Origin of the sequence: Paraburkholderia sp. J10-1 (assembly GCF_905220165.1) — a bacterium.
Taxonomy (GTDB): domain Bacteria; phylum Pseudomonadota; class Gammaproteobacteria; order Burkholderiales; family Burkholderiaceae; genus Paraburkholderia.
The window spans coordinates 312,145-334,148 of record NZ_CAJMYW010000001.1 but is presented as its reverse complement, the minus strand read 5'-3'; the positions used below and the strand labels follow the sequence as shown (position 1 = coordinate 334,148).

24 protein-coding genes are annotated in these 22,004 nt (G+C 64.7%); 13 read left to right on the top strand and 11 right to left on the bottom strand.

Features of this window, described 5'->3' with window-relative positions; translation table 11 throughout:
- Positions 1 to 101: 101 nt before the first annotated feature.
- The 4 genes from U5A65_RS01555 to U5A65_RS01540 all read left to right on the top strand — a co-directional run bounded on the left by U5A65_RS01555 (position 102) and on the right by U5A65_RS01540 (position 4,556).
- Positions 102 to 1,340 carry an ABC transporter substrate-binding protein gene (locus U5A65_RS01555; RefSeq protein ID WP_321917108.1) on the top strand — a complete coding sequence of 413 codons (1,239 nt, stop codon included), beginning with the start codon at positions 102 to 104 and terminating at the stop codon, positions 1,338 to 1,340.
- 44 nt (positions 1,341 to 1,384) lie between these two features.
- Positions 1,385 to 2,443 carry a FecCD family ABC transporter permease gene (locus U5A65_RS01550; protein ID WP_415764281.1) on the top strand — a complete coding sequence of 353 codons (1,059 nt, stop codon included), beginning with the start codon at positions 1,385 to 1,387 and terminating at the stop codon, positions 2,441 to 2,443.
- On the top strand, positions 2,440 to 3,267 hold the full coding sequence (locus U5A65_RS01545) for an ABC transporter ATP-binding protein (RefSeq protein WP_321917107.1): 828 nt from the start codon (positions 2,440 to 2,442) through the stop codon (positions 3,265 to 3,267). The genes U5A65_RS01550 and U5A65_RS01545 overlap by 4 nt, the downstream gene beginning before the upstream one ends.
- Before the next feature lie 149 nt (positions 3,268 to 3,416).
- On the top strand, positions 3,417 to 4,556 hold the full coding sequence (locus U5A65_RS01540; RefSeq protein ID WP_321945228.1) for a porin: 1,140 nt from the start codon (positions 3,417 to 3,419) through the stop codon (positions 4,554 to 4,556).
- Positions 4,557 to 4,578: 22 nt separating this feature from the next.
- Here the strand turns inward: U5A65_RS01540 and U5A65_RS01535 are convergent, their stop codons facing one another.
- On the bottom strand, positions 4,579 to 5,079 hold the full coding sequence (locus tag U5A65_RS01535; protein WP_321945227.1) for an SET domain-containing protein: 501 nt from the start codon (positions 5,077 to 5,079) through the stop codon (positions 4,579 to 4,581).
- Positions 5,080 to 5,328: 249 nt separating this feature from the next.
- Here U5A65_RS01535 and U5A65_RS01530 point away from each other — a divergent pair, with 249 nt between their 5' ends.
- The 3 genes from U5A65_RS01530 (at position 5,329) to U5A65_RS01520 (ending at position 6,706) form a co-directional block, all read left to right on the top strand.
- Complete coding sequence (locus U5A65_RS01530) at positions 5,329 to 5,784, top strand: MarR family winged helix-turn-helix transcriptional regulator (RefSeq protein WP_321917102.1); 456 nt, start codon at positions 5,329 to 5,331, stop codon at positions 5,782 to 5,784.
- Between the two features lie 264 nt (positions 5,785 to 6,048).
- Positions 6,049 to 6,240, top strand: coding sequence for a hypothetical protein (locus U5A65_RS01525; RefSeq protein WP_321945226.1), 192 nt, complete (start codon positions 6,049 to 6,051; stop codon positions 6,238 to 6,240).
- A 151-nt stretch (positions 6,241 to 6,391) separates the two neighbouring features.
- Positions 6,392 to 6,706 (top strand): hypothetical protein, encoded by a 315-nt coding sequence (locus U5A65_RS01520; RefSeq protein WP_321917098.1) that lies wholly within the window; start codon positions 6,392 to 6,394, stop codon positions 6,704 to 6,706.
- Between the two features lie 60 nt (positions 6,707 to 6,766).
- Here the strand turns inward: U5A65_RS01520 and U5A65_RS01515 are convergent, their stop codons facing one another.
- The 7 genes from U5A65_RS01515 to U5A65_RS01485 form a co-directional block, all read right to left on the bottom strand.
- A complete protein-coding gene (locus U5A65_RS01515; RefSeq protein ID WP_321945225.1) occupies positions 6,767 to 7,180 on the bottom strand; it encodes a VOC family protein in 414 nt (137 codons plus the stop codon).
- Positions 7,177 to 7,710 (bottom strand): AraC family transcriptional regulator, encoded by a 534-nt coding sequence (locus tag U5A65_RS01510; RefSeq protein WP_321945224.1) that lies wholly within the window; start codon positions 7,708 to 7,710, stop codon positions 7,177 to 7,179. Before U5A65_RS01510 ends, U5A65_RS01515 begins: the two co-directional genes overlap by 4 nt.
- Positions 7,711 to 7,809: 99 nt before the next feature.
- Positions 7,810 to 8,175 carry a hypothetical protein gene (locus tag U5A65_RS01505; RefSeq protein WP_321917094.1) on the bottom strand — a complete coding sequence of 122 codons (366 nt, stop codon included), beginning with the start codon at positions 8,173 to 8,175 and terminating at the stop codon, positions 7,810 to 7,812.
- A 263-nt stretch (positions 8,176 to 8,438) separates the two neighbouring features.
- Positions 8,439 to 9,206, bottom strand: coding sequence for an ABC transporter ATP-binding protein (locus U5A65_RS01500; protein ID WP_321945223.1), 768 nt, complete (start codon positions 9,204 to 9,206; stop codon positions 8,439 to 8,441).
- A 35-nt stretch (positions 9,207 to 9,241) separates the two neighbouring features.
- Positions 9,242 to 9,955 carry an ABC transporter permease gene (locus tag U5A65_RS01495; RefSeq protein WP_321938104.1) on the bottom strand — a complete coding sequence of 238 codons (714 nt, stop codon included), beginning with the start codon at positions 9,953 to 9,955 and terminating at the stop codon, positions 9,242 to 9,244.
- Positions 9,952 to 10,641 carry an ABC transporter permease gene (locus U5A65_RS01490; RefSeq protein ID WP_321917089.1) on the bottom strand — a complete coding sequence of 230 codons (690 nt, stop codon included), beginning with the start codon at positions 10,639 to 10,641 and terminating at the stop codon, positions 9,952 to 9,954. The genes U5A65_RS01495 and U5A65_RS01490 overlap by 4 nt, the downstream gene beginning before the upstream one ends.
- A gap of 65 nt (positions 10,642 to 10,706) precedes the next feature.
- Positions 10,707 to 11,465, bottom strand: a complete 759-nt coding sequence (locus U5A65_RS01485) for an ABC transporter substrate-binding protein (protein WP_321945222.1) — start codon at positions 11,463 to 11,465, stop codon at positions 10,707 to 10,709.
- A 266-nt stretch (positions 11,466 to 11,731) separates the two neighbouring features.
- Between U5A65_RS01485 and hutH the strand changes: the two genes are divergently transcribed.
- Both hutH and hutU read left to right on the top strand, forming a co-directional pair.
- On the top strand, positions 11,732 to 13,270 hold the full coding sequence (gene hutH, locus U5A65_RS01480; protein ID WP_321945221.1) for a histidine ammonia-lyase: 1,539 nt from the start codon (positions 11,732 to 11,734) through the stop codon (positions 13,268 to 13,270).
- Between the two features lie 65 nt (positions 13,271 to 13,335).
- A complete protein-coding gene (hutU, locus tag U5A65_RS01475; protein ID WP_321945220.1) occupies positions 13,336 to 15,024 on the top strand; it encodes a urocanate hydratase in 1,689 nt (562 codons plus the stop codon).
- A gap of 43 nt (positions 15,025 to 15,067) precedes the next feature.
- Here the strand turns inward: hutU and U5A65_RS01470 are convergent, their stop codons facing one another.
- Positions 15,068 to 15,709: an XRE family transcriptional regulator gene (locus U5A65_RS01470; protein WP_321945219.1), complete on the bottom strand. Its 642-nt coding sequence runs from the start codon at positions 15,707 to 15,709 to the stop codon at positions 15,068 to 15,070.
- Positions 15,710 to 15,811: 102 nt separating this feature from the next.
- Here U5A65_RS01470 and U5A65_RS01465 point away from each other — a divergent pair, with 102 nt between their 5' ends.
- From U5A65_RS01465 to U5A65_RS01450, 4 genes are read left to right on the top strand one after another with little or no spacing between them, the layout of a single operon-like run.
- On the top strand, positions 15,812 to 17,098 hold the full coding sequence (locus U5A65_RS01465; protein WP_321915234.1) for an MFS transporter: 1,287 nt from the start codon (positions 15,812 to 15,814) through the stop codon (positions 17,096 to 17,098).
- A 26-nt stretch (positions 17,099 to 17,124) separates the two neighbouring features.
- Positions 17,125 to 18,651 carry an amidase gene (locus U5A65_RS01460; RefSeq protein ID WP_321945218.1) on the top strand — a complete coding sequence of 509 codons (1,527 nt, stop codon included), beginning with the start codon at positions 17,125 to 17,127 and terminating at the stop codon, positions 18,649 to 18,651.
- Between the two features lie 2 nt (positions 18,652 to 18,653).
- On the top strand, positions 18,654 to 19,007 hold the full coding sequence (locus tag U5A65_RS01455) for a RidA family protein (protein WP_321915231.1): 354 nt from the start codon (positions 18,654 to 18,656) through the stop codon (positions 19,005 to 19,007).
- Positions 19,008 to 19,034: 27 nt separating this feature from the next.
- Complete coding sequence (locus U5A65_RS01450; RefSeq protein ID WP_321945217.1) at positions 19,035 to 20,267, top strand: FAD-dependent oxidoreductase; 1,233 nt, start codon at positions 19,035 to 19,037, stop codon at positions 20,265 to 20,267.
- A 34-nt stretch (positions 20,268 to 20,301) separates the two neighbouring features.
- Here U5A65_RS01450 and U5A65_RS01445 read toward each other — a convergent pair whose 3' ends face one another.
- On the bottom strand, positions 20,302 to 21,090 hold the full coding sequence (locus tag U5A65_RS01445; protein ID WP_321939539.1) for a MipA/OmpV family protein: 789 nt from the start codon (positions 21,088 to 21,090) through the stop codon (positions 20,302 to 20,304).
- Positions 21,090 to 21,995: an alpha/beta hydrolase gene (locus tag U5A65_RS01440; protein WP_321915251.1), complete on the bottom strand. Its 906-nt coding sequence runs from the start codon at positions 21,993 to 21,995 to the stop codon at positions 21,090 to 21,092. Before U5A65_RS01440 ends, U5A65_RS01445 begins: the two co-directional genes overlap by 1 nt.
- Between the last annotated feature and the right edge of the window lie 9 nt (positions 21,996 to 22,004).

The following is a 22,004-nucleotide window of genomic DNA, read 5'->3' as shown; positions in this document are numbered from 1 at the left end:
ACATTCCATTACAAAACGGCCGGTTTCAACACATCGCCATTACAAATGACCGTTAAAGTTGCGCTCGCAAATAGCAATCGTTCGCATTTACAGAATATATCATGTTGACCTTTCGATTGATCCCTGGCTTGACCCGCGTGGCGCTGCGGGGCGCCGTATCCGTTGCGACTGCGGCTGCAACTTCGGCCGCCATCGCCTTGAGCTGCGGCGCCACCGCCGCCCAGGCCGCCACGCCGGCGCCCGCGCAGACGGCCCAGGCGCCGCGCGTCGTGACCGATCTCGCGGGCCGCACGGTCAAGGTGCCTGCCGAGCCGCATCGCATTCTGCTTGGCGAGAGCCGTCTGCTTGCGGCGGTCGCGCTGCTCGAGGGTCAGAAGCCGCTCGCGCGCATCGTGGGCTGGCAGGGCGACCTGCCGACCATGGACCCGCAGACTTACGAGGCCTACGCGCAGCGCTTCCCCGAAATTCGCCAGATCCCGCTGATCGGCAAGGCGACCGAGGACAGCATCAGCGACGAGAAGGCGCTCGCGCTCAAGCCCGATGTGGCGATTTTCAGCGTGGCGGGCCACGGCCCGAGCCGTTACAACGCGCTCGTCAAGCAACTGGAAGCGACCGGCACGACCGTGGTGTTCGTCGATTTCCGCGTGCACCCGATGCAGAACACGCTGCCGAGCATCAAGCTGCTTGGCGCGGTCCTGCACCGCGAGAAGGAAGCCGATGCCTATATCCAGTTCTATCAGCAGCATCTCGCGCGCGTGCAGCAAGTGGTGAATGCGATTCCCGAGTCGCAGCGCCCGAAGGTGTTCGTGGACATGCTGGCGGGCGTATGGGACGCGGGCTGCTGCCACACGGCGGGCAAGGGCAACTTCGGCGAGTTCGTGGATGCCGCGGGCGGCCGCAACATCGCAGCGGGCCTCTTGCCCGGCGTGCTCGGCGACATCAGCATGGAGCAGGTGATCGCGGCGCAGCCCGACGTGTATATCGCCACGGGCAGCCGCACGAAGCCCGGCCTCGCTTCGCTGCGCGTGGGCGCGCTCACGAGCGAGCACGATGCCGATGCGAGCCTCGCGCAACTGGTCGCGCGTCCCGGCTTCGACACCATCAAGGCGATTCACGATGGGCGCGTGCACGGCATTTCGCACAACTATTACGACTCGCCGTACAACATCGTCGCGATCGAGGCGTTCGCGAAGTGGTTCTATCCGCAGCAGTTCAGCACGCTCGATGTGCACGCGACCGAGCGTGAACTGTATCGCCGCTTCCTCGCGATTCCCGATACGGGTACGGAGTGGGTCGATGCGCCGTTGCCTGCGGCGCAAGCGCAGCAGGCCGCGCGATGAACAGCGTGCGCCTGGCCGCAGAAGCCACGCGGCCGCTCGACGCGATGTCCGATGCGCACGACGCCAAGGCCCAGATGCGCGCCTACGCGCGCCTCACGCGCCGCCGCGTGCTGTGTCTCGCAGCGGTCGCGCTGCTGATCGTCGCCTCGCTGCTGTTCGACCTCAGCTCCGGCCCTTCGGGTCTGCCCATTGCGACCTTGCTGCGCACGATTTTCCAGCCCGCCTCGGCGGACCCCGCCACTAGCGTGATCGTGTGGCAGATCCGTCTGCCGTATGCGGTCATGGCGCTCGTGGTCGGCGCCTCGCTCGGCATTTCGGGCGCGGAGATGCAGACGATCCTCAACAATCCGCTCGCGAGCCCCTATACGTTGGGCGTTTCGGCGGCGGCCGCCTTCGGCGCGTCGCTCGCCATCGTGCTCGACGTGGCGATCCCGGGTGTCGCGCAAACGTGGATCGTTTCGGCCAACGCATTCGTGTTCGCGTTCGCTTCGGCGCTCATGCTCGATTTCGTCGCGCGCTGGCGCGGCATGAGCACGGCGGGCGTCGTGCTGATGGGCATCGCGCTCGTGTTCTCGTTTCATGCGCTCGTCGAGCTGATGCAGTTCATCGCCTCCGCCGACGCGCTGCAGGGCCTCGTGTTCTGGACGCTCGGTTCGCTCGCGCGCGCCGACTGGCCGAAGATCGGCGTGCTCACGGCGGCGCTCGCGCTCGCCGTGCCGTTCTCGATGCGCAACGCGTGGACGCTCACCGCGCTGCGTCTGGGCGAAGAGCGCGCGGCGAGCTTCGGCATCGACGTGCGGCGCCTGCGCCTGGGCACGCTGTTGCGCGTGTCGGCGCTTTCGGCGCTCGCCGTGTCGTTCGTCGGCACCATCGGTTTCGTTGGGCTGATCGCGCCGCATATCGCGCGCACGCTGTTCGGCGAGGATCATCGTTTCTATCTGCCGGGCAGCCTGCTGCTCGGCGCGCTGATGCTCTCGCTCGCCTCCATCGCTTCGAAGCTGCTGATTCCGGGCGTGCTCATTCCGGTGGGCATCGTCACGGCGCTCGTGGGCATTCCGCTCTTTCTCGGCATCGTCGTGCGCTCGCAGGGGATGTCGCAATGAGCGGGCTGTCGATCCACGCGCTTTCGGTGCACTACGGCAAGCGCGAAGTGTTGAGCGAATTGAGCGCCGGGCCGCTCGCGCGCGGCGAGATCACGGCGCTGCTCGGGCCGAACGGCAGCGGCAAATCCACCTTGCTGCGTACGCTGGCGGGCCTGAACGCGCCGCGCAGCGGCTCGCTCACGCTCGATGGCGCGCCGCTCAAGCTAACTGCCGCGGGCGCTCGCTCGCACAGCGTGGTTTATCTGCCGCAAGCGTTGCCGGCCGGCGTGCGCCTCGCGGTGCTGGAGTCGGTCGTGGTGGCCGCGCGTGCGGGGCGCGATCCGGCGTCGCAGTTTGGCGCGTCGCGCGGGGCGTCGTCCGTGCAAATCGCGCACGCGCATGCGGTGCTCGAGCGGCTCGGCATTGCCGCGCTCGCGGGCCGCTCGCTCGACGAGCTCTCGGGCGGGCAGCGCCAGCTGGTGGGTATCGCTCAGGCGCTGGTGCGCGATCCGCAGGTGCTGCTGCTCGACGAGCCGTGCTCCGCGCTCGACCTCAATCACCAGTTCCAGGTGATGCAGGTGCTGCGCGACGTAACCCGCGAGCGCGCGATCGTCACAGTGGTCGTGCTGCACGACATCAACGCGGCCGTGCGTGCCTGCGACCGCGCGATGCTGCTGCATCGAGGGCGCATAGCGCGCCTGGGCGCACCGGCCGAGGTCGTCACCGCCGACAGCCTCGCCGAAGTGTTCGGCGTTCGCGCGCGCATCGAGCCATGCTCGCGCGGACAGCTTCAAGTTCTGATCGACGGTCTCGCCGGTCAGCAGGGCATCGCCAGCCGCCACTAGCGCGGCCCAGCCAGCCCGTTCAGTCCGCCGTTTCAGCGCGCGTCTTCACGACGCCGGACCGCATTCGCCTTGCGCGAATGCGGGGCCGGTTCGCGCGCTGCGCGGCCATCGCCACACGCAACACTCGTGATCACTCGAAGGAAAAAACAATGAAAAAGACGCTCGTCGCCGCAGCCCTCGCCGCGGCTTATGCATGCGGGGCCCACGCACAAAGCAGTGTGACGCTGTACGGCGTGATCGACGCCGGACTCTCGTACAACAGCAACGCAGGCGGCCATAGCCTCTTTGCGGCCGGCAGCGGCAACGTCACGGGCAGCCACTGGGGCATAACCGGCAGCGAGGACCTGGGCGGCGGCACGCGCGCCATTTTCCGCCTCGAGAGCGGCTTCAGCGTGACGAACGGCACGCTGCGCCAGGGCGGCCGCATGTTCGGCTACCAGGCGTACGCGGGCCTCGAAAACAATCGCTACGGCGCGCTCACGCTGGGCCGGCAATACGACTCCGTGGTCGACTATCTCGCGCCGCTCAGCTTCACGGGGCGTCATCCGGGCGGCAACAATCTCTCGGCTCACCCGTACGACAACGACAATCTCAACAATTCGTTTCGCGTGAACAACGCGGTCAAGTACGCGAGCACGAACTATGGCGGCGCGAAGTTCGGCGCGCTCTACGGCTTCTCGAACGAGGCGGGCGGGTTCGACGACAATCGCCTCTACAGTTTTGGCGCGTCGTACGATTTCGGCGGATTCGAGTTCGGCACGGGCTACCTGCAGGCGAACAACGGCGGCAGCAACAATACGAACGGCGCGCTCACGCTGACCGACCGCACATTCATCGCAGCCCAGCAGCGCACCTATGGCGCGGGCGTGAACTACATCACGCGCAATGCGCGCTTCGGCTTTGTGTGGACGCGCACGCAGCTCGGCGGCCTCGACACGATCAACGGCGCGAACAGCCTTGGCCTCGTGCAGAACGGGCAGGGCGCAAGCTTCAGCAACTACGAGGTGAACGCGAGCTATATGTTCACGCCGCAATTCAGCCTGAACGGCGTGTACACCTACACCCAGGGCGCGCTTTCGAGCTCAGGCGGCGAACATCACCCGCGCTGGCACGAGGTGTCGGTGCAGGCCGACTATTTCCTCTCGAAGCGCACCGACGTCTATGCGCAGGCGACCTACCAGCACATCAGCGCGGATGGCTCGGGTCTGGGAGCGGATATCAGCGGGCAGTCGGCGTCGTCGACGAATCAGCAGACGGTTGTTGCGATCGGCATGCGGCACCGGTTCTAGGCGTGGCGCAGCCTGCCGCAACCTAAAGCAGGCTGGCAACGCTGACGATGCTGCTTGCGCCGGCGTCCGCGCCAACACTGGCGCCGGCGCTGGCGAGCATCGTCCCGCGGCAACCAGGCGTGCCGCAGCGGCAGGTGTATTCGCGGATGGTGTCTTCGCAGGCGTCGTCGGACAATTCGAGCGCGTAGTCGATGAATAGCTCTTCGCCCGGCAGGATGTCGCGGCATGCGTCGATGAATACGTGGCCGTTGATTTCGACGGTTTCGCAGTTCGCCTGGCACGCGTGATTGAGCCAGCGCGCCCAGTTGCCGCCCTGGCCGCCGTCGATCACGCGGCCATCGGACAGGCCGAAGAGAAACGTATGCGCGCCGTCTTCACGCAGACGATAACGCCGGGCCGCGCTGCGCCAGCTCATGATCTTGCCTTTGTATTCGAAGATGCGCTCGCCGGCCCGCAGGGGGCGCAATGCGTAGACGCCTTTTCCGTGCACCGGCGACTGCCGGACAGTCATTCGTTTGCTCATGGCCATCTTCGCGCGCGTTGAACGCGTGCAGTATAAGCGGCCAGTATGAAAGCGAGTGTTGAAAATGCATATGAGCGTCGATGCTGCTTATCGCGCCTTCGCACGTTGCGTGCACCGTGTTGAAGCAGACCGCACTCGACTCGCCGCTGCTGACCCGTGCCTGGCACCCAGTTGACCTCGCGGGCAGGATCAGGGCAACATACCCGGGTTTATTTCTCGGGTTTCCCGATCCAATTCATGAGTGGGCATATGGCAAGCACGAATGAGCCAGGCGCAGAAGCCTCGTTGACCTATCGGCTGAAGGCCTTGACCAAGATCGCCGATCGTATGAGCAGCGAGATGTCGCGCGACAAACTGGGTGTGCCGTATCCGGAGGCGAGCATCATCGCCGCGATCGGCACGTTCGGACCGCAAACCGTGATGGACATCTCGCGGCGCGCCAACCTCGACAAGAGCCAGGCGAGCCGCACGGTCGAGGCCATGCTCGCCAAGGAGATCCTCGCGCGCGCCGGCAACGACAAGGACGGGCGCAGCGTCATCATTTCGCTCACCGCCGAAGGGCGCAAGATCTTCAAGAAGATCGGCCCGACGCTGGAAAAGCGCGACAGCGACCTTTACCACGGGCTGAACGAGGCCGAGCGCGTTGCGCTGCGCTTTTTGCTCGACAAGATCCTCGCGTCACATGGCTGGGACGCCACGCCCTGAGCGCCTGCGCATCCGTGCATGACTTCCCGGCACGCAATCAGTCATTGAATTGTCATCAAACTGCCGCCGCGAGACGTAGCGCGGTTTTGTGGCGGCCTTGGCGTTAACGCTCAGTGGCGCCTGAACATAAAAGAATGGCATTGGAAGCAAAAAGCGCTTCTCTGGATTGCCGTATCGTTCCCTCACATTGAAAACCTGCTGAACGTGCCGTGCAAACGGTCGGCTTCAGCATGCGGATCTAATTTTTCCTTGGAGCGGGACGAAATGAAAGACATCATCGCGGAAAGCCACGAAACAAGCACCCACGATCGCGCGACGAGCACTGTGGCACACACCGGCACGAACCGCGCAAACCACAGCGCCGCAGCGCGCTCGCCGTCGAACTGGGCGTGGGCGACTCCGACCAGCCAGTACGACTGGATGGACGGTCACGCGCCGTTCGCGGTACTCGACTAGCTCAAACGTGTCAATGATCTGGAGTCCGATGCGCTCCATTAAGCTATCGTTTGCGACAGGATGTCGCGAGCCATTGCCTTGTTTCGGTACTATAGTTGACTTGTCATGTAAATGAAAGTCGGCGGCGGGCTGCGCCGGAATGGAGGCAACAATGTTCAAAAACATCGGCGAAACGTATCTGGATCTGGTGGGCGATCGCACGCGCGTGCAAACCTCGCGGGTCACGCAGACGCTATTTGTGATGGACAGGCTGGGCAGCCAGCTTCTGCTGATTTCCCAGCACGGCAAGCCGCAAGCCGCGTTTCCGGCGACGGATCGCAATATCGAGGTCGTGTTGTGCGCGGGCTTGCGCATACATGAGTACGTCATGCTCGACGGCCAGATCGACTATCAGGAAATCGCCGAAAGCCGAGACCATTTCGAAGACGCGGACGAAGGCATGGCCTTCGGCGCCGCGCACGCGTAGTCACCCGCAGTCACCCGCAGTCACCCGCAGTCACCCGCAGTCAGCCGTCGTTGCCCGAAGTCACTGCGGCTTCGGCGCCTGAATCATCTTCCAGCCGTTGCCGGCAGGGTCGCGAAAACCGGCGTCCACGCTGCCATAGCGGTCGACAGGCTCCTGAGTGAATTCCACGCCTAGCGCCTTCAGGCGCTCGTAGCTGGCACGGCAGTCCGCCACGGCGAGCACGAGAGGCGGCATGGCACCCTTGGCGACCATGGCGCGCAGCGTTTGCGTGGTGGCCTCGTCGTGAACGGGCGGCCCGGGCAGAAAGAGCCCGAGCTGGAACGAAGGCTGCTCCGGGTGCTGCACCGTGAGCCAGCGGTACGTGCCATTGCGCACGTCGGTATGCACACGGAATCCCAGCTTGTCGACGTAGAACTTGAGCGCTTCGTCCTGGTCGTCGACGTACAGGCCCACCACATTGATACCTTGGTTCATGTCACCTCCTTGATGGATGGCCGCACTTTAGCCTTGCCCGCGCGCCGGCGCTTCTCCAAAACTGCTGTGGTGAGGTCGGGGCGCTGCGCGGCTTTGAGCACGCAGGCGGGCACGCGGTCGATCTCGGGCAGGTTGGCCCGCACCTGAACGCGCATGGCGCTGGGGCTCAAGCCGGTAACGTCGCGAAATGTGCGGCCAAAGGTGCCAAGACTCTCCCAGCCGGTGGCGAAGGCGATATCCGTGATGTCGAGATCGGAGTCGCGCAACAGGGTGGTGGCCTGCTCGATGCGCCGTGTGAGCAGATAGCGATGCGGCGGGAGGCCGAAGGCACGCTTGAAGGAGCGCGCGAAATGCGCTTCGGAAACGCCGCTGACCTCGGCGAGGCGCTTGACTGGCCACGCCTCGTGGGAGGCGGCGTCCATGCGGTCTTTCGCGCGCAACAGACGGCGCAGCAGGGCCGGGTCCTGGAGGGGGGCGGTGTCGGGCGGGGCAGGCTGCGCGTGGTTGACGGCGGGTGCGCTAGTCGGCATGCATTCGTTTGAAATGGGTGGCATGCCGGTAGTTTAGGGCCCAACAGCGATCGAGAGCCGCTGACTGGCTTGCGATCTGGTGGGCCTGCCAGGCGTTGCTCACTGCGACTCGACGAACTGGATAATCTCGCCGTTGTCGCGCTTGAGGTACAAGTCAGCGCCTTTCATGCGCACCTCGTTGCATGAATACGGCATCTTGCTGCCCTTGCTGCAGATCTTGCCGTCCTCGGCTTGCCAGTTGCCGTGGTCGGCAAAACCTTTGCTCGACTTGAAGTCGTAGTCGCCGTTATTGCCATACTGCACATGCCATGTGCTGCCGTCGGCAATCTTGAGGTCGAACGCCTTGCCTGAAAGGCGTTGCTGGAGGTCGGCCGCGCTGGGGCTCGCGGAACCATCGGGGAAGGCCGCTGCATCTGCGAAAGCCGTAGCGGGAACGATGAGCAGGAGCGCAAGCAGCTTCTTCATGGTAGGTCTCCTGAAAGCCGGATTACTGCCTTGCTTCGACACGATGGAGTGGCGCGTGCGCTCGGGGGATAGCCTTGTGCGTGGCGCGGAGGCGGGCATGGCGCGCCGCTCCGTTCATGTTTTCACTATAGCCCTGCGCGAATGCACAGATGTGGCCCGGCGCACACAAGGTGTGTAACCGATGCCGCACGTCGATGCCAGCGCATCGTTCGGCATGACGCCTCGATGCGCTGGCGGGCCGCGAGTGACTGGCCCCCCGGACCTTACTTCAACCGTCCCGCCAGGAACTGCTGCAGCCGCTCGCTGCGCGGCGCATTGAGCACTTCCTTGGGGTCGCCTTGCTCTTCGATCTTGCCCTTGTGCAGAAACACGACGTGATTCGAAACGTTGCGCGCGAAGCCCATTTCGTGCGTGACGACGATCATCGTGCGGCCTTCCTCGGCGAGCTTTTGCATGACCTTGAGCACTTCGCCCACGAGTTCGGGGTCGAGCGCGGAGGTGGGTTCGTCGAACAGCATCACTTCGGGCTCCATCGCCAACGCGCGGGCAATCGCCACGCGCTGCTGCTGGCCGCCTGAGAGGTGCGACGGGTACTTGTGCTCGACACCGGCAGCGAGGCCCACCTTGTCGAGATACTTGCGCGCGCGGGCCTCGGCTTCGCTGCGGCTCAGTCCAAGCACGCTGACCGGCGCCTCGATGATGTTCTCGAGCACGGTCATGTGCGCCCAGAGATTGAAATGCTGAAAGACCATCGAAAGGCGCGTGCGCATTTTCTGGAGCTGCTTCGGATCGCTCACGCGCAGCGCGCCGCTGCGGTCGGCGCTCGTGCGGATTTCCTCGCCATTGAGCGTGATGCGTCCCGAGCAGGGTGATTCGAGAAAGTTAATGCAACGCAGAAACGTGCTCTTTCCCGAACCGCTCGATCCGATCAGGCTGATCACGTCGCCAGCCTTTGCCTTGAGCGATACGCCCTTCAAAACCTCGTTCTCGCCGAACTTCTTGTGCAGGTCGTCGACAATCAGCTTGTACATACTCGGTTCACTCCATCAGGACTGCAGGAAATTCTTTAATGGCCTTGCGGCTTCAGATAGGCCAGCACACGGGTTTCGAGGCGGCGGAAACCCCAGATCAGGGCGAAGACGATGGACGCATAGAGCGCCGCTGCAATGCCGTACGCCTGAAACGTCATATAGGTGGCGGAATTCGCGTCGCGCGCCACCTTCAGGATGTCGGGCACGGTCGCGGTGAACGCGAGCGTCGTGGCGTGCAGCATGAGGATCACTTCGTTGCTGTACGAGGGCAGGGCGCGCCGCAACGCGGAAGGCAGAATGATGCGCGTGTAGACCTTCGTCTTCGACATGCCATAGGCCTGGGCCGCTTCGATCTCGCCATACGAGGTTTCGCGAATCGCGCCCGCGAAGATTTCGGTGGCGTAGGCGCACTCGTTCAATGCAAACGCCAGCAGCGTGCAATTCATGGCACTGCGAAAGAAGTCGCCAAGCACCGGATTGGCATGCACGAAATGCAGGCTGTAGAGGCCCGTGTAGCACAGCAGCAACTGCACATAGAGCGGCGTGCCGCGGAACACGTAGGTGTAGACCCACACGGGCCGCGAAAGCCACGGGTTGCGCGAAGCGCGTGCAATGGCGAGCGGCACGGCAAGCAGAAAGCCCACTACGATCGAGACGACCAGGAGCCAGAGCGTAATGGCGAGGCCGCTGGTGTTGAAGCCGTCGCTGTACAGATAGTTGGGCCAGTATTGACGAAGCAGTTCGATCACAGCGCTGCCCTCCGCACACCGGTCGAATAGCGCTTTTCGAGGCGGTGCAATGCCAGATTGGAAACCGTGGTGATGGCGAGATAGATCGCGCCGGTCACGAGCGTGAAAAAGAAGAACGCCTGGGTGGCCTTGCCCGCGTCCTGCGCGGCTTTCACCACGTCGGCCAGACCGATGATCGAAACGAGCGCCGTGGCCTTCACGAGCACCTGCCAGTTGTTGCCGATGCCGGGCAGCGCGAAGCGCATCATCTGCGGGAACAGGATGCGCGTGAACACGCGCGTGGAACTCATGCCGTATGCGAAGCCCGCTTCGATCTGTCCGCGCGGAACGGCGAGAAACGCGCCGCGGAAGGTTTCCGTGAAATACGCCCCGTAAATGAAGCCGAGCGTGATGACGCCGGCCACGAACGGGTCGATGTCGATCTGGTCCATGCCCATCATGTCGGTCACGTCGTTGAGCCAGATCTGGATGCTGTAGAACAGCAGCAGCATGAGCACGAGGTCGGGCACCGCGCGAATGAGCGTGGTGTATGCGGTGCCGATACGCGAGAGCATGCGGTTGGGCGAGAGCTTCGCGGCAGCGCCCGCAAGCCCGAGCACAAACGCGGCGCCGAGCGAAAGCACCGCGAGCTTGATGGTTTCCCACGTGCCCGCGAGGAGCAGCGGGCCGAAGCCTTGAAAGACCATGGAAGGATGTCCTCGTTCAGGGGAGCCACGCTCCCCTTTGTGGTTGCAGGAGAAGCCAGCGGCGCTTAGCCGCCGTACACGTCGAAGTCGAAATACTTCGACTCGATCTTCTTGTACGTGCCGTCCTTGATCATGTCGGCGATCGTCTTGTCGATCTTCGCCTTGAGGTCGGCGTCTTCCTTGCGCAGGCCGATAGCAGCGGCGCCGGTGGGGATTTCCGAGCCTGCGAACGCGAAGCCTGCGCCGCGCGGCGTCTTCAGAAAGCCGAGATTGGCCTGCACTTCGTCTTGCAGTGCAGCGTCGAGGCGCCCTGATTGCAGGTCCAGATACACCTGATCCTGGTTCTGGTAAGGAATCACGTTGACGCCCTTGGGCGCCCAGTTCTGCTTTGCGTAGGTCTCCTGAATCGAACCCTGCTCGACGCCCACCGTCCGGCCTTGCAGCGAAGCGACGCCCGGCTGCAGCGGCGAACCCGCTTTCGCAACGAGGCGCGTGGGCGTGTTGAAGAGCTTGGCCGAGAAGGCGATCTGTTGCTCGCGCTGCGGGGTGATCGTGAGCGCGGAGAGCGCACCGTCGAACTTCTTGGCCTTCAGGCCCGGAATCATGCCGTCGAAGTCCTGCTCGACCCACACGCACCTGGCGTTCAGGCGCCGGCAGATCTCATTGCCGAGGTCGATGTCGAAGCCGACCAGCTTGCCATCCGTGGCCTTCGATTCGAACGGCGCGTAGCTTGCGTCGGTGCCGAAGCGGATGGTGGACCAGTCCTTCGCATACGCGCCACCGGCGGCAAGGGCGAGGGCGACACACAAGGCAAGTTTCTTCATGAAGTCTCCGATAGGAATAGTTGGCGTGTGCCCGGTCATGTACTGGAGGTTCGGCCCGGCAAGTTGTCTATACAATTATCGATGTGTCGAAAAGACCGGCAATCGGTGTTATCACCTGGGGATTTCACTGTGTCGAAATCGAAAGATGGCGTAATTCAGGCGTCAGGAAGCGAAACTTCGGGTATACGTGGAGCAGATTGAACTTGTATAGACAAGCTCGCTTCGGTAATCTGATTCCACCTTGTCCAGACAACTTTGACACCGCAATGAACATCAAACTTACTCCCGGCCATCTGACCCTTTCCCAACTGCGCCAGATCGCGCGCGCTGATGAAAACGGCGGCGTGAAGCTCGAACTCGATCCGGCCAGCTTCGCGGCCATCGACGCCGGCGCACGCGCCGTTGCCGAGATCACGGCGAAGGGCGAACCCGCCTACGGCATCAATACGGGCTTCGGGCGTCTGGCGAGCACGCATATTCCGCGTGACCAGCTCGAACTGCTTCAGCGCAACCTGGTGCTTTCGCACGCCGTGGGCGTGGGCGAGCCGATGTCGCGTCCGGTCGTGCGCCTTTTGATGGCGCTGAAGCTGTCGAGCCTGGGCCGCGGCCATTCGGGTATCCGCCGTGAAGTGATGGACGCGCTCATCACGCTGTTCAACGCCGACGTGCTGCCCGTAATTCCGGTGAAGGGTTCCGTGGGCGCCTCGGGCGACCTCGCACCGCTCGCGCATATGTCGTGTGTGCTGCTCGGCGTGGGTGATGTGTTCGCAAAGGGCGAGCGTATGAGCGCGCTGGAGGGCTTGCGTCTCGTCGGCCTCAAGCCACTCGCCCTGCAGGCGAAGGAAGGTCTCGCGCTGCTCAACGGCACGCAGGCATCCGCCGCGCTCGCGATCTACAACATGTTTGCGATCGAAGACCTGTACCGCACGGCGCTCGTGTCGGGCGCGCTCTGCGTGGACGCAGCGGCTGGCTCGGTCAAGCCGTTCGACGCACGCATTCACGAACTGCGCGGCCATCGCGGCCAGATCGAGGCAGCCGCGGCCTACCGCACGCTGCTCGAGGGCTCGGCGATCAATCTCTCGCACCGCGACTGCGGCAAGGTCCAGGACCCGTACTCGCTGCGCTGCCAGCCGCAGGTGATGGGCGCGTGTCTCGACCAGATGCGCCACGCGGCGCAGGTGCTGCTCGTCGAGGCGAACGCGGTGTCGGACAACCCGCTGATCTTCCCGGAAACGAACGAAGTGCTGTCGGGCGGCAACTTCCACGCCGAGCCGGTGGCCTTCGCCGCCGACAATCTCGCGCTGGCCGCAGCCGAAATCGGCGCGCTCGCCGAGCGTCGCATCGCACTGCTGATCGACGCCACGCTGTCGGGCCTGCCGCCTTTCCTCGTGAAGGACGGTGGCGTGAACTCGGGCTTCATGATCGCGCACGTCACGGCAGCAGCGCTCGCTTCGGAAAACAAGACGCTCGCGCATCCGGCCTCGGTGGATTCGCTGCCGACTTCGGCGAACCAGGAGGACCACGTTTCGATGGCGACGTTCGCCGCGCGCAAGCTCGCCGATATCGCCGACAACACGGCCAACATTCTCGCGATCGAGTTGCTCGCAGCAGCCCAGGGCGTGGACCTGCGCGCGCCGCACCATACGAGCCCGGCGCTCGCGCACGTGATGCAGTCGGTGCGCGCCGAAGTGCCGCATTACGATCTGGACCGTTACTTCGCGCCGGACATCGCCGCAATGACGAAGCTCGTGCAGAACGGCGCAATCGCCAAGCACAGCCCGCTCGCATTCGAATCCGAGCAATAAGCCGCAGTCAGCATTCGAGCCTGAATAAAACAGCATTCCTGAATAACATCCGAGACGACGACGTTATGAACCACCCGAACTTCACCGATCCCCGCCTCGACCCGACCCGCACGATCCGCGCGCCGCGCGGCAGCGAGAAGGTGTGCAAGACCTGGCTGGCCGAAGCCGCCTACCGGATGATCCAGAATAATCTGGACCCCGAAGTCGCCGAGCATCCGCATGCGCTCGTGGTGTACGGCGGCATTGGCCGCGCCGCGCGCAACTGGGAGTGCTTCGACCAGATCCTCGCCTCGCTCAAGGACCTGAACGAAGACGAAACGCTGCTGATCCAGTCGGGCAAGCCCGTGGGCGTGTTCCGCACGCACGCCGACGCACCGCGCGTGCTGCTCGCGAACTCGAACCTCGTGCCGCACTGGGCCACGTGGGAACACTTCCACGAACTGGACCGCAAGGGCCTCATGATGTACGGCCAGATGACGGCGGGCAGCTGGATCTATATCGGCTCGCAGGGCATCGTGCAGGGCACGTACGAAACGTTCTATTCGGTGGCGAACCAGCACTTCAACGGCAACCCGAAAGGCCGCTGGATTCTCACGGGCGGCCTCGGCGGCATGGGCGGCGCACAGCCGCTCGCCGCGACGATGGCGGGCTTCTCGATGATCGCGGTGGAGTGCGATGAAACGCGCATCGACTTCCGTCTGAAGACGCGCTACGTGGACCGCAAGGCAAAGACCATCGACGAGGCGCTCGCCATCGTCGAGGAAGCGAAGCGCACGGGCAAGCCGGTTTCGGTGGGCCTGCTCGGCAACGCCGCCGACGTGTTCGCCGAGTTCGTCAAGCGTGGCATCACGCCGGACTGCGTGACGGACCAGACGAGCGCGCACGACCCGATCAACGGCTATCTGCCGCAGGGCTGGACGGTTGCGCAGTGGCGCGAGGCGCAGAAGGTTGCGCCAGAAACCATCGTGAAGGTTGCGAAGGAGTCGATGGCCAACCAGGTGCGCGCGATGCTCACGCTGCAGGAGCGCGGCGCGGCCACGCTCGACTACGGCAACAATATCCGCCAGATGGCGCTGGAAATGGGCGTGGAAAACGCGTTCGACTTCCCGGGCTTCGTGCCGGCGTATATCCGTCCGCTGTTCTGCGAAGGCAAGGGCCCGTTCCGCTGGGTGGCGCTCTCGGGCGATCCTGAGGACATCTACAAGACCGACGCCAAGGTCAAGGAGCTGATCCCCGACGATCCGCACCTGCACAACTGGCTCGACATGGCGCGCGAGCGCATTGCGTTCCAGGGTCTGCCGGCGCGTATCTGCTGGGTGGGCGTGAAGGATCGTTACCGTCTGGGCCAGGCGTTCAACGAGATGGTCAAGAACGGCGAGCTGAAGGCGCCGATCGTGATCGGCCGCGACCACCTCGACACCGGCTCGGTGGCAAGCCCGAACCGCGAAACGGAATCGATGAAGGACGGTTCGGACGCCGTGAGCGACTGGCCGCTGCTCAACGCGCTGCTGAACACGGCGGGTGGTGCGTCGTGGGTGTCGCTGCACCACGGCGGCGGCGTGGGCATGGGCTTCTCGCAGCACTCGGGCGTGGTGATCGTGGCGGACGGCACGCAGGCGGCGCACGAACGGCTTGGCCGCGTGCTGCACAACGACCCGGCCACGGGCGTGATGCGCCACGCCGACGCCGGTTACGAACTCGCGCAGCAGACCGCGCGCGAGGCAGGCCTCAAGCTGCCGCTGCTCGGCCGATGATCGACGTGACGCCGCCGCTCGAAAGCGGCGGCGTCACACTCGCTCAGAGCGTTTCAGGCAACCGGTGTGAGTCGTTGTCTACGCAACAGACCAGCACCTCGGCATCCTCGGCACCTGTGCTGAGATATACGTGCCCCACGGCGCTGTCGAAGTAGAGGCTGTCGCCAGGCGACAGCCTGAAGACCGTGCCGTTTTCAAAATGCAGTTCCAGCTCCCCGCCTAGCAGGAACAGAAACTCCTCGCCGCTGTGGCGGATGTAATCGGGAAACGCGTCCATCGTGCGAGCGTGGATGCGTCCGCGCATCGGCACCATGCGTTTGCCGGTGAGGTCGTTGGCGATCATGCCGTACTCGTAGTTCGGCGTGTCGTAAATCATCTGCTTGCCCGCGCGCGTGAGCGACGGTTTCATTGGGCCGGCCGCCTTGCGCTTCCTGCGTCCGAATATCGTGTCGAAGTCCACGTTCAGCGCGTGTGCGAGCGCCGCGAATTTGTCATACGTGAGCGCAATGTCGCCGCGCTCGGCCTTCGAAATCGTCGAGACGGCGATGCCGGACAACTCCGATAGCTGCATCAACGTCAGTTCGCGCGCCTTGCGCGCTTCGCGCAGACGCGCGCCAACGGCCGCGTGATCGATCTCCGTCGGGGCCTGCTCAGTTGTGATCTCTTGTGCTGCGCGCTTTGCCATGGAAGGGACGGCTCCCGGTTAGGGGTTTTGTCGTATACGAGAATTATTTTTTTCTCGTATATGATAACTCGCATCTCGACTCCCCTTTGAAGGAGCAGCGTCGTGGCCTCAATCGCACTGGGAAAAGCCGGCCTATCGAAGGGCCAGGTCATTGCCGCCACCACACTGGGCACGGCGCTCGAGTACTACGATTTCACGATCTACAGCTTCTTCGCGATCCAGATCGGCAAGCTGTTCTTTCCTTCCGCGTCGCCGGTCAATCAATTCTTGCTTTCCATCGGCCTCTTCGGCGTGGGCTTCGTGGTGCGTCCGCTGGGCGGCATCGTCATCGGGGCCTACGCGGACCGCGCCGGGCGCAAGCGCGCCATGGTGCTCACCATCATGTTGATGGCGCTGAGCTGCGCGCTGATCGCCTGCGCGCCGCCGTATGCGGTGGCGGGCATCGCGGCGCCGCTGATCGTGCTCGCGGCGCGCCTGATTCAGGGCTTCGCTGCCGGTGGCGAGTTCGGCCCCGGCACCACGCTGCTCGTGGAATATGCGAGCGACAACACGCGCGCGTTCTTCGCGAGCTGGAACTTCGCGGCGACGGCGCTTGGCCTCGCGCTCGGCGCGGCGGTCGCCACGCTCGTGAACGTGCTGCTGCCCAAGGAGGCGGTCGACAGCTGGGGCTGGCGCATTCCGTTCCTCGTGGGGATTGTGGCAGCGCCGGTAGGCATGCTGATTCGCCGCCGCCTCGAAGAAACGCTGAGCGCGGCGCCCGCGCACGGCGCCAAGCGTAGCGGCGCATTGAAGGCCGCGCTCACTACGCACCTCAAGCTCACGATACTCGGGACCTTCGCCGAACTCGGCGGTTCGGTGTCCATCTACATCACCGCGTTTTTTCTGCCGAACCACGCTGTGCGCGTGCTTCATCTTTCGTCCACGGCGGCGGTCGCGTCGGGCGTGGTCAGCTCGCTCGTGCTGTTCGTCGCCGCGCCGCTCGTGGGCAAGCTCGCCGACCGCTACACCCGCAAGCGCGTGCTCGTGATCTCGCGCGTCGTGCTGCTGCTGAGCGTGTATCCCGCGTTCGCATGGCTTTCCGCCGCGCCTTCCATGGCGCTGCTCTGCGCGGTCTCCGCTTTCCTCTCCGTGTTCGTGGCGGGTCAGGTCGTACCGGTGCTCGTGATGATCCCCGAACTGTTCCCGCGCGAAGTGCGCGCCACCGGCATTGCGCTCACTTATGTCGTGAGCGCCTCGATCTTCGGCGGATTTTCGCCGCTTGTGGCAAGCTGGATCGTTGCGCGCACAGGTAATCCGCTCGCGCCCGCCTGGTATGTCGCGGCCGCCTGCGCCATTTCGCTGATCCCGCTCGTCTGGCTGCGCGACCGTACCGGCGAGGCCATCGGCTAAACCTCATTTCATCAGGAAACCGAACGATGCTTGACAAGACCGAATTGGTCAGTCTGTCCGCCGTCGAACTGCGCCGCCTGATCGGCGCAAAGGCCATTTCGCCCGTTGAACTGCTCGATGCGTGCATCGAGCGCATCGAGGCCGTGAATCCGGCCGTCAACGCGATTACGGCAACGTGTTTCGACGCCGCGCGCGAAGCGGCCAAAACCGCCGAGCAAGCCGTCATGGACGGCAAGCCTCTTGGCCTGCTGCACGGTTTGCCGCTCGGTGTGAAGGATCTCGAAGATACCGCGGGCCTGCTCACGACCTACGGCTCGCCGATGTCGCGCGGCCACGTGCCGTCTCGCGACGTGGTGCTCGTGGAGCGCTTGCGCGCGGCGGGCGCGATTCTCGTGGCGAAGACGAACGTGCCGGAGTTAGGCGCGGGCGCTAACACGCGCAACCCCGTATGGGGCGCGACGGGCAATCCGTTCAACCCCACGCTCAACGCCGGCGGCTCGTCGGGCGGCTCGGCGGCGGCACTCGCGTGCGACATGCTGCCGGTTTGCACCGGCTCCGACACCGGCGGGTCGCTGCGTATTCCCGCCGCGAAGTGCGGCGTGGTCGGCTTTCGTCCATCGCCGGGGCTCGTGCCCAATTCGCGGCGCCTGCTCGGCTGGACGCCGATCTCGGTGGTCGGGCCGATGGGGCGCGACGTCGCCGAAACAGCGCTGCAACTCGCGGCAACGGCGGGCGAATCGGCGGGCGATCCGCTGAGCTACGCCGTGGACGCCAACGCGTTCGCGTTTTCCCCGCATATCGATCCATCGACGCTGCGCATCGGCTATACCGAAGACTTCGGCTGCTGCGACGTCGACCCGCAAATTCGCGCCGTGTTCCGTGCGCGCATAGCGGCACTCAAACGCATCGTCCACGCGTGCGAGCCCGTGGAGTTCGATCTTGGCGACGTGCATCGCTGCTTCGACGTGATCCGCGCGGAAAGCTTCGTCGCGGGCCTGCATGCCGCGTACACGCGCGACCCCGGCGCGCTCGGCCCGAACACGCGCGCGAACTACGAAATGGGCGCGAAGATGTCGCTCTCGGACAGCGCGTGGGCGCAAGCCGAGCAAACGCGCATCTTCCAGCGCTTCCAGAGCGCATTCGCGCGCTACGACGTGATCGTTTCGCCCACCACGCCGGTTACGCCATTCCCGTGGAGCGAACTGTACGCCGCGCAGATCGACGGCCGCGCGCAGGAGAACTACTATCGCTGGCTCGCGCTTACTTATGTCGTCACGCTCACCACGCATCCGGCGCTCGCGCTGCCGTGCGGCGTGGATCATGCGGGCATGCCGTTCGGACTCCAGATCGTGGGCCCGTTCCGCGGCGACATGAAGACGCTAGCGGTCTCGCAGGCGCTGGAAACGGCGTTTTCCGCGTATCCTGATCTGCGCCGCCCACGCCCCGATCTCACGCGTTTGGCACAAGCCAATCCGGCGCTGACTTCCATCGTGACGGCGCCTCCCATTTACAACCCAACCGGCGGCGACGCTGCTGGTCTTTCGGCGGTATGAACATGAGCAACGACATTCAAAGACTGCAAACCAATGCGCGCATGAGCCAGGTCGTGATCGCGGGTGGCGTGGTCTATCTCTCGGGTCAGGTGCCGGATACGGCAGGCGCGCCGATCGACGTTCAGGCGACCGAAATTCTCACGCGCATCGACAAGCTGCTCGCATCGGCGGGCGTGGACAAGACACGCGTGCTGAGCGCGAATGTGTGGCTGAGCGACCCGAAGCATTTCGACGCCTTTAATGCCGTATGGGATGCATGGGTGCCGCAAGGTCACGCGCCCACGCGCGCCTGCGTTCAGGCATTGTTGATGCGCCCCGGCCTCGATGTCGAAGTGGCTGTCACCGCGCTCGCCTGAGCGCCTTCGAGCCAGGAACATTGCGTGATGAAATTCGATTCGGTCGTGCTTGGCGGCGGTATCGTCGGTGTGTCGGTGGCCTTGCAGTTGCAGCGGCGCGGTCTTGCGGTCGCGCTCGTGGACCGCAGGGCGCCGGGCAATGAAACATCGCACGGCAACGGGGGATTGATTCAGCGCGAGGGCGTCTACCCTTATGCGTTTCCGCGCGAGCTATCCACGCTGCTGCGCTATGCGCGCAACCGCTCGACGGACGTGCGCTATCACCCGGGAGCCATGCCGAAGCTGCTGCCTTTCCTTTATCGTTACTGGCACCATTCGCGCGCCGACCGGCACGCCGAAATTGCGCGCGCGTATGCCACGCTCATCGAGCACTGCGTAACCGAGCATCGCGCACTGATCGAGGCGGCGGGGGCTGAGGCGCTGCTACGCACCAACGGCTGGATGAAGGTGTTTCGCAGTGCGGCCGCCATGGACGCCACGTTGGCCGAAGCGCAGCGCTGGCAGCGCGAGTACGGCGTAGGCCACGAGGCGCTCGACGCCGCGGCGCTGCGTGCCGCTGAGCCCGCGCTCAGTCACGCGCTGGTGGGCGGCGTGCGCTACACCGATTCCGATTCGGTTAGCGATCCGAAGGGACTCGTCACGGCCTACGCGAAGCTCTTCGAACAGCTAGGCGGCCGTGTGCTGGTTGGCGACGCTTCGACGCTCGAACCGTCGTGGCGCGTCATGACGCAAGATGGGCCGGTGCTGGCGAGGTCGGCGGTCATTGCCATGGGGCCGTGGTCGGGCGATCTCACGGCGCGGCTGGGCTACACGCTGCCGCTCGCCGTGAAGCGCGGCTATCACATGCACTATGCGGTTACGAATGGCGCGAAGCTAAACCAGCCGGTGCTCGACGCCGAAGCGGGCTTCCTGATCACGCCGATGCTGCGCGGCACGCGCCTCACGACCGGCGTCGAACTCGGCTTGCGCGATGCGCCCAAAACGCCCGTTCAGCTCGAAGCGGTCGAACCGCTCGCGCGCGGCATCTTCCCGCTGGGCGCGCGGCTCGATGCCGAGCCGTGGCTGGGCCGCCGCCCCTGCACGCCCGACATGATGCCGATTATCGGGCCCGCACCCAGGCACGATGACCTCTGGTTCGCCTTCGGGCATGCGCACCACGGTCTCACGCTTGGCCCGGTCACAGGGCGCCTGATTGCGGAAATGATGACGGGCGCGCCGACCGTGGTGGACCCCCGGCCATTCCGTGCCGAGCGGTTTTGACTCGCAGCGGCGAGGCGAACCCCGGCGTACGCGGTCAGAACCGGTAATTGAGCCCCGCGAAAGCCGTGATTTCGCGGCGGCTTTCGGTGATCGGGCTGTCGGCGGCGTAGTGCTGAAGTCGCCCGAACGTCGCGTTCACCGAGCCGACCCAGTGCTTCGAAAAGTCGTGCGTCATGTAGAACGTCATGTGCACGTCGCGGATGCCCGCGCCGGGCGAATAGGCCGGCAAGCCGGATGCCGCGCTCTGGTCAGGCGTTACGCCGAATAGCGTGCGCATGTACACGCCGTTGGCCCACGTGAGCCCCGGTCCAACCGAAAAGAGCCACCCCGTCAGCGGCAGCGACACGTAAAGATCCGCCGTTGCCGTCGTACCTTGCCCGTGGCCGCTGATGTCCTGATACATGGCCACGGCGCCCGTGAACGCCCACAGCGTGTAGTCGGCGAAGAGGCGCAGCTTCGGGCCGTCGTCGACGTTGCTCAGGCCATGCAGATGCGGGTCGTCCGACACGGTGCGCGACTGGAAGTCGAAGCTCAGCGAAGCGCCCACATGGTAGTTCGGCGCCGAAATCACGTTCACGCCCAGCACGTCCGGCCCTTGCGAGAAGACGCGGTCGCGGTAGGAGATGTCGAGCGACGGGAACGGATAGACCTTCATGTGGCGCGCGCCCGGATACTCAGGCGCGAAATACGCGCCGGGGCCGATCGAGATTTTCCACGGCGAGTCGGTCGTGGCGGTGCTGGACGTATCGGCGTCGGCCCACGCGTGCGAGGCCAGGGTCAGCGCGGCCACGCACGCCAGCCCTTTCAGTGCTACGGCTTGCATCACGTATTTTTCCTTCCCACTGCCGCCAGTTGGCGCAGACGCCGGGCAAGCGCCTTGGAGACGACCGGCGCGTCTTTCGCGCCGCGTGCGACTTCGCTCTCGCGCAGGAACAGGGCCGTTTCGCGCGCAACGATCTCGCGTTCGTTGTCCGAAGTGATCATGTGATAGGAATCGTCGAGCCATAGCGTGCGCAGGAAGTTCGAGCCGATACGGTCGATCACGTGGCGCGGATTGCGCGGACTCGATGTTTCGTCGTCGATCGCGTGGATGACGAGCGCGTCGTTCTCGATGGCGGGAACGTCCTTGCGGGCCGCGCGTGCGAGGCGCAGCGCCTGATGCAGGGCGGGCAGGGCAATCGTCGAGGGGCCGACTTCGCTAAAGTCGCTGCGCTGCATGGCGCGCGCAATTTTCTTGCGCAGCGCTTCGTTACGCACACCGAACGGTTCGGCCTCGCGATAGCGGTAGCGGTGGCGCAACGGCGTGAAATACGCCCAGTCGAGCAGGAAGCGATACCACGGGATCGCCCAGCCGTCGTAGGCGAGCGTGAGCGAAAGCAGGACGAGCGACTGCGCCGCGGGCCGCTCGCGAATCAGACGCAGCGCGAGCGCGCCGCCAATCGAAAGCCCGCAGATCGAGACGCGCTCGTAGCGTGCCGCGAGTGCGTCGAACTCGCGCGCGGCGTTTTCGACCCATTGCTCCATCGGCAACTGGCCCGTGCCGGCGCTATACCCGTCGATCACGGGCGCACACACTGTGAATCCTTCGCCTTGAAGATAGCGCGCGAGATAGCGCAGTTCGATTGGCGAGCTGGACAGGCCGTGAAGCATGAGGACGGCGTGGCCGTCGCCTTCGCAGAAAAAGCGCGTGGATTGCACGGCTGGCGCATCGGTCGCGGCCAGCTCCATTTCGAGCGT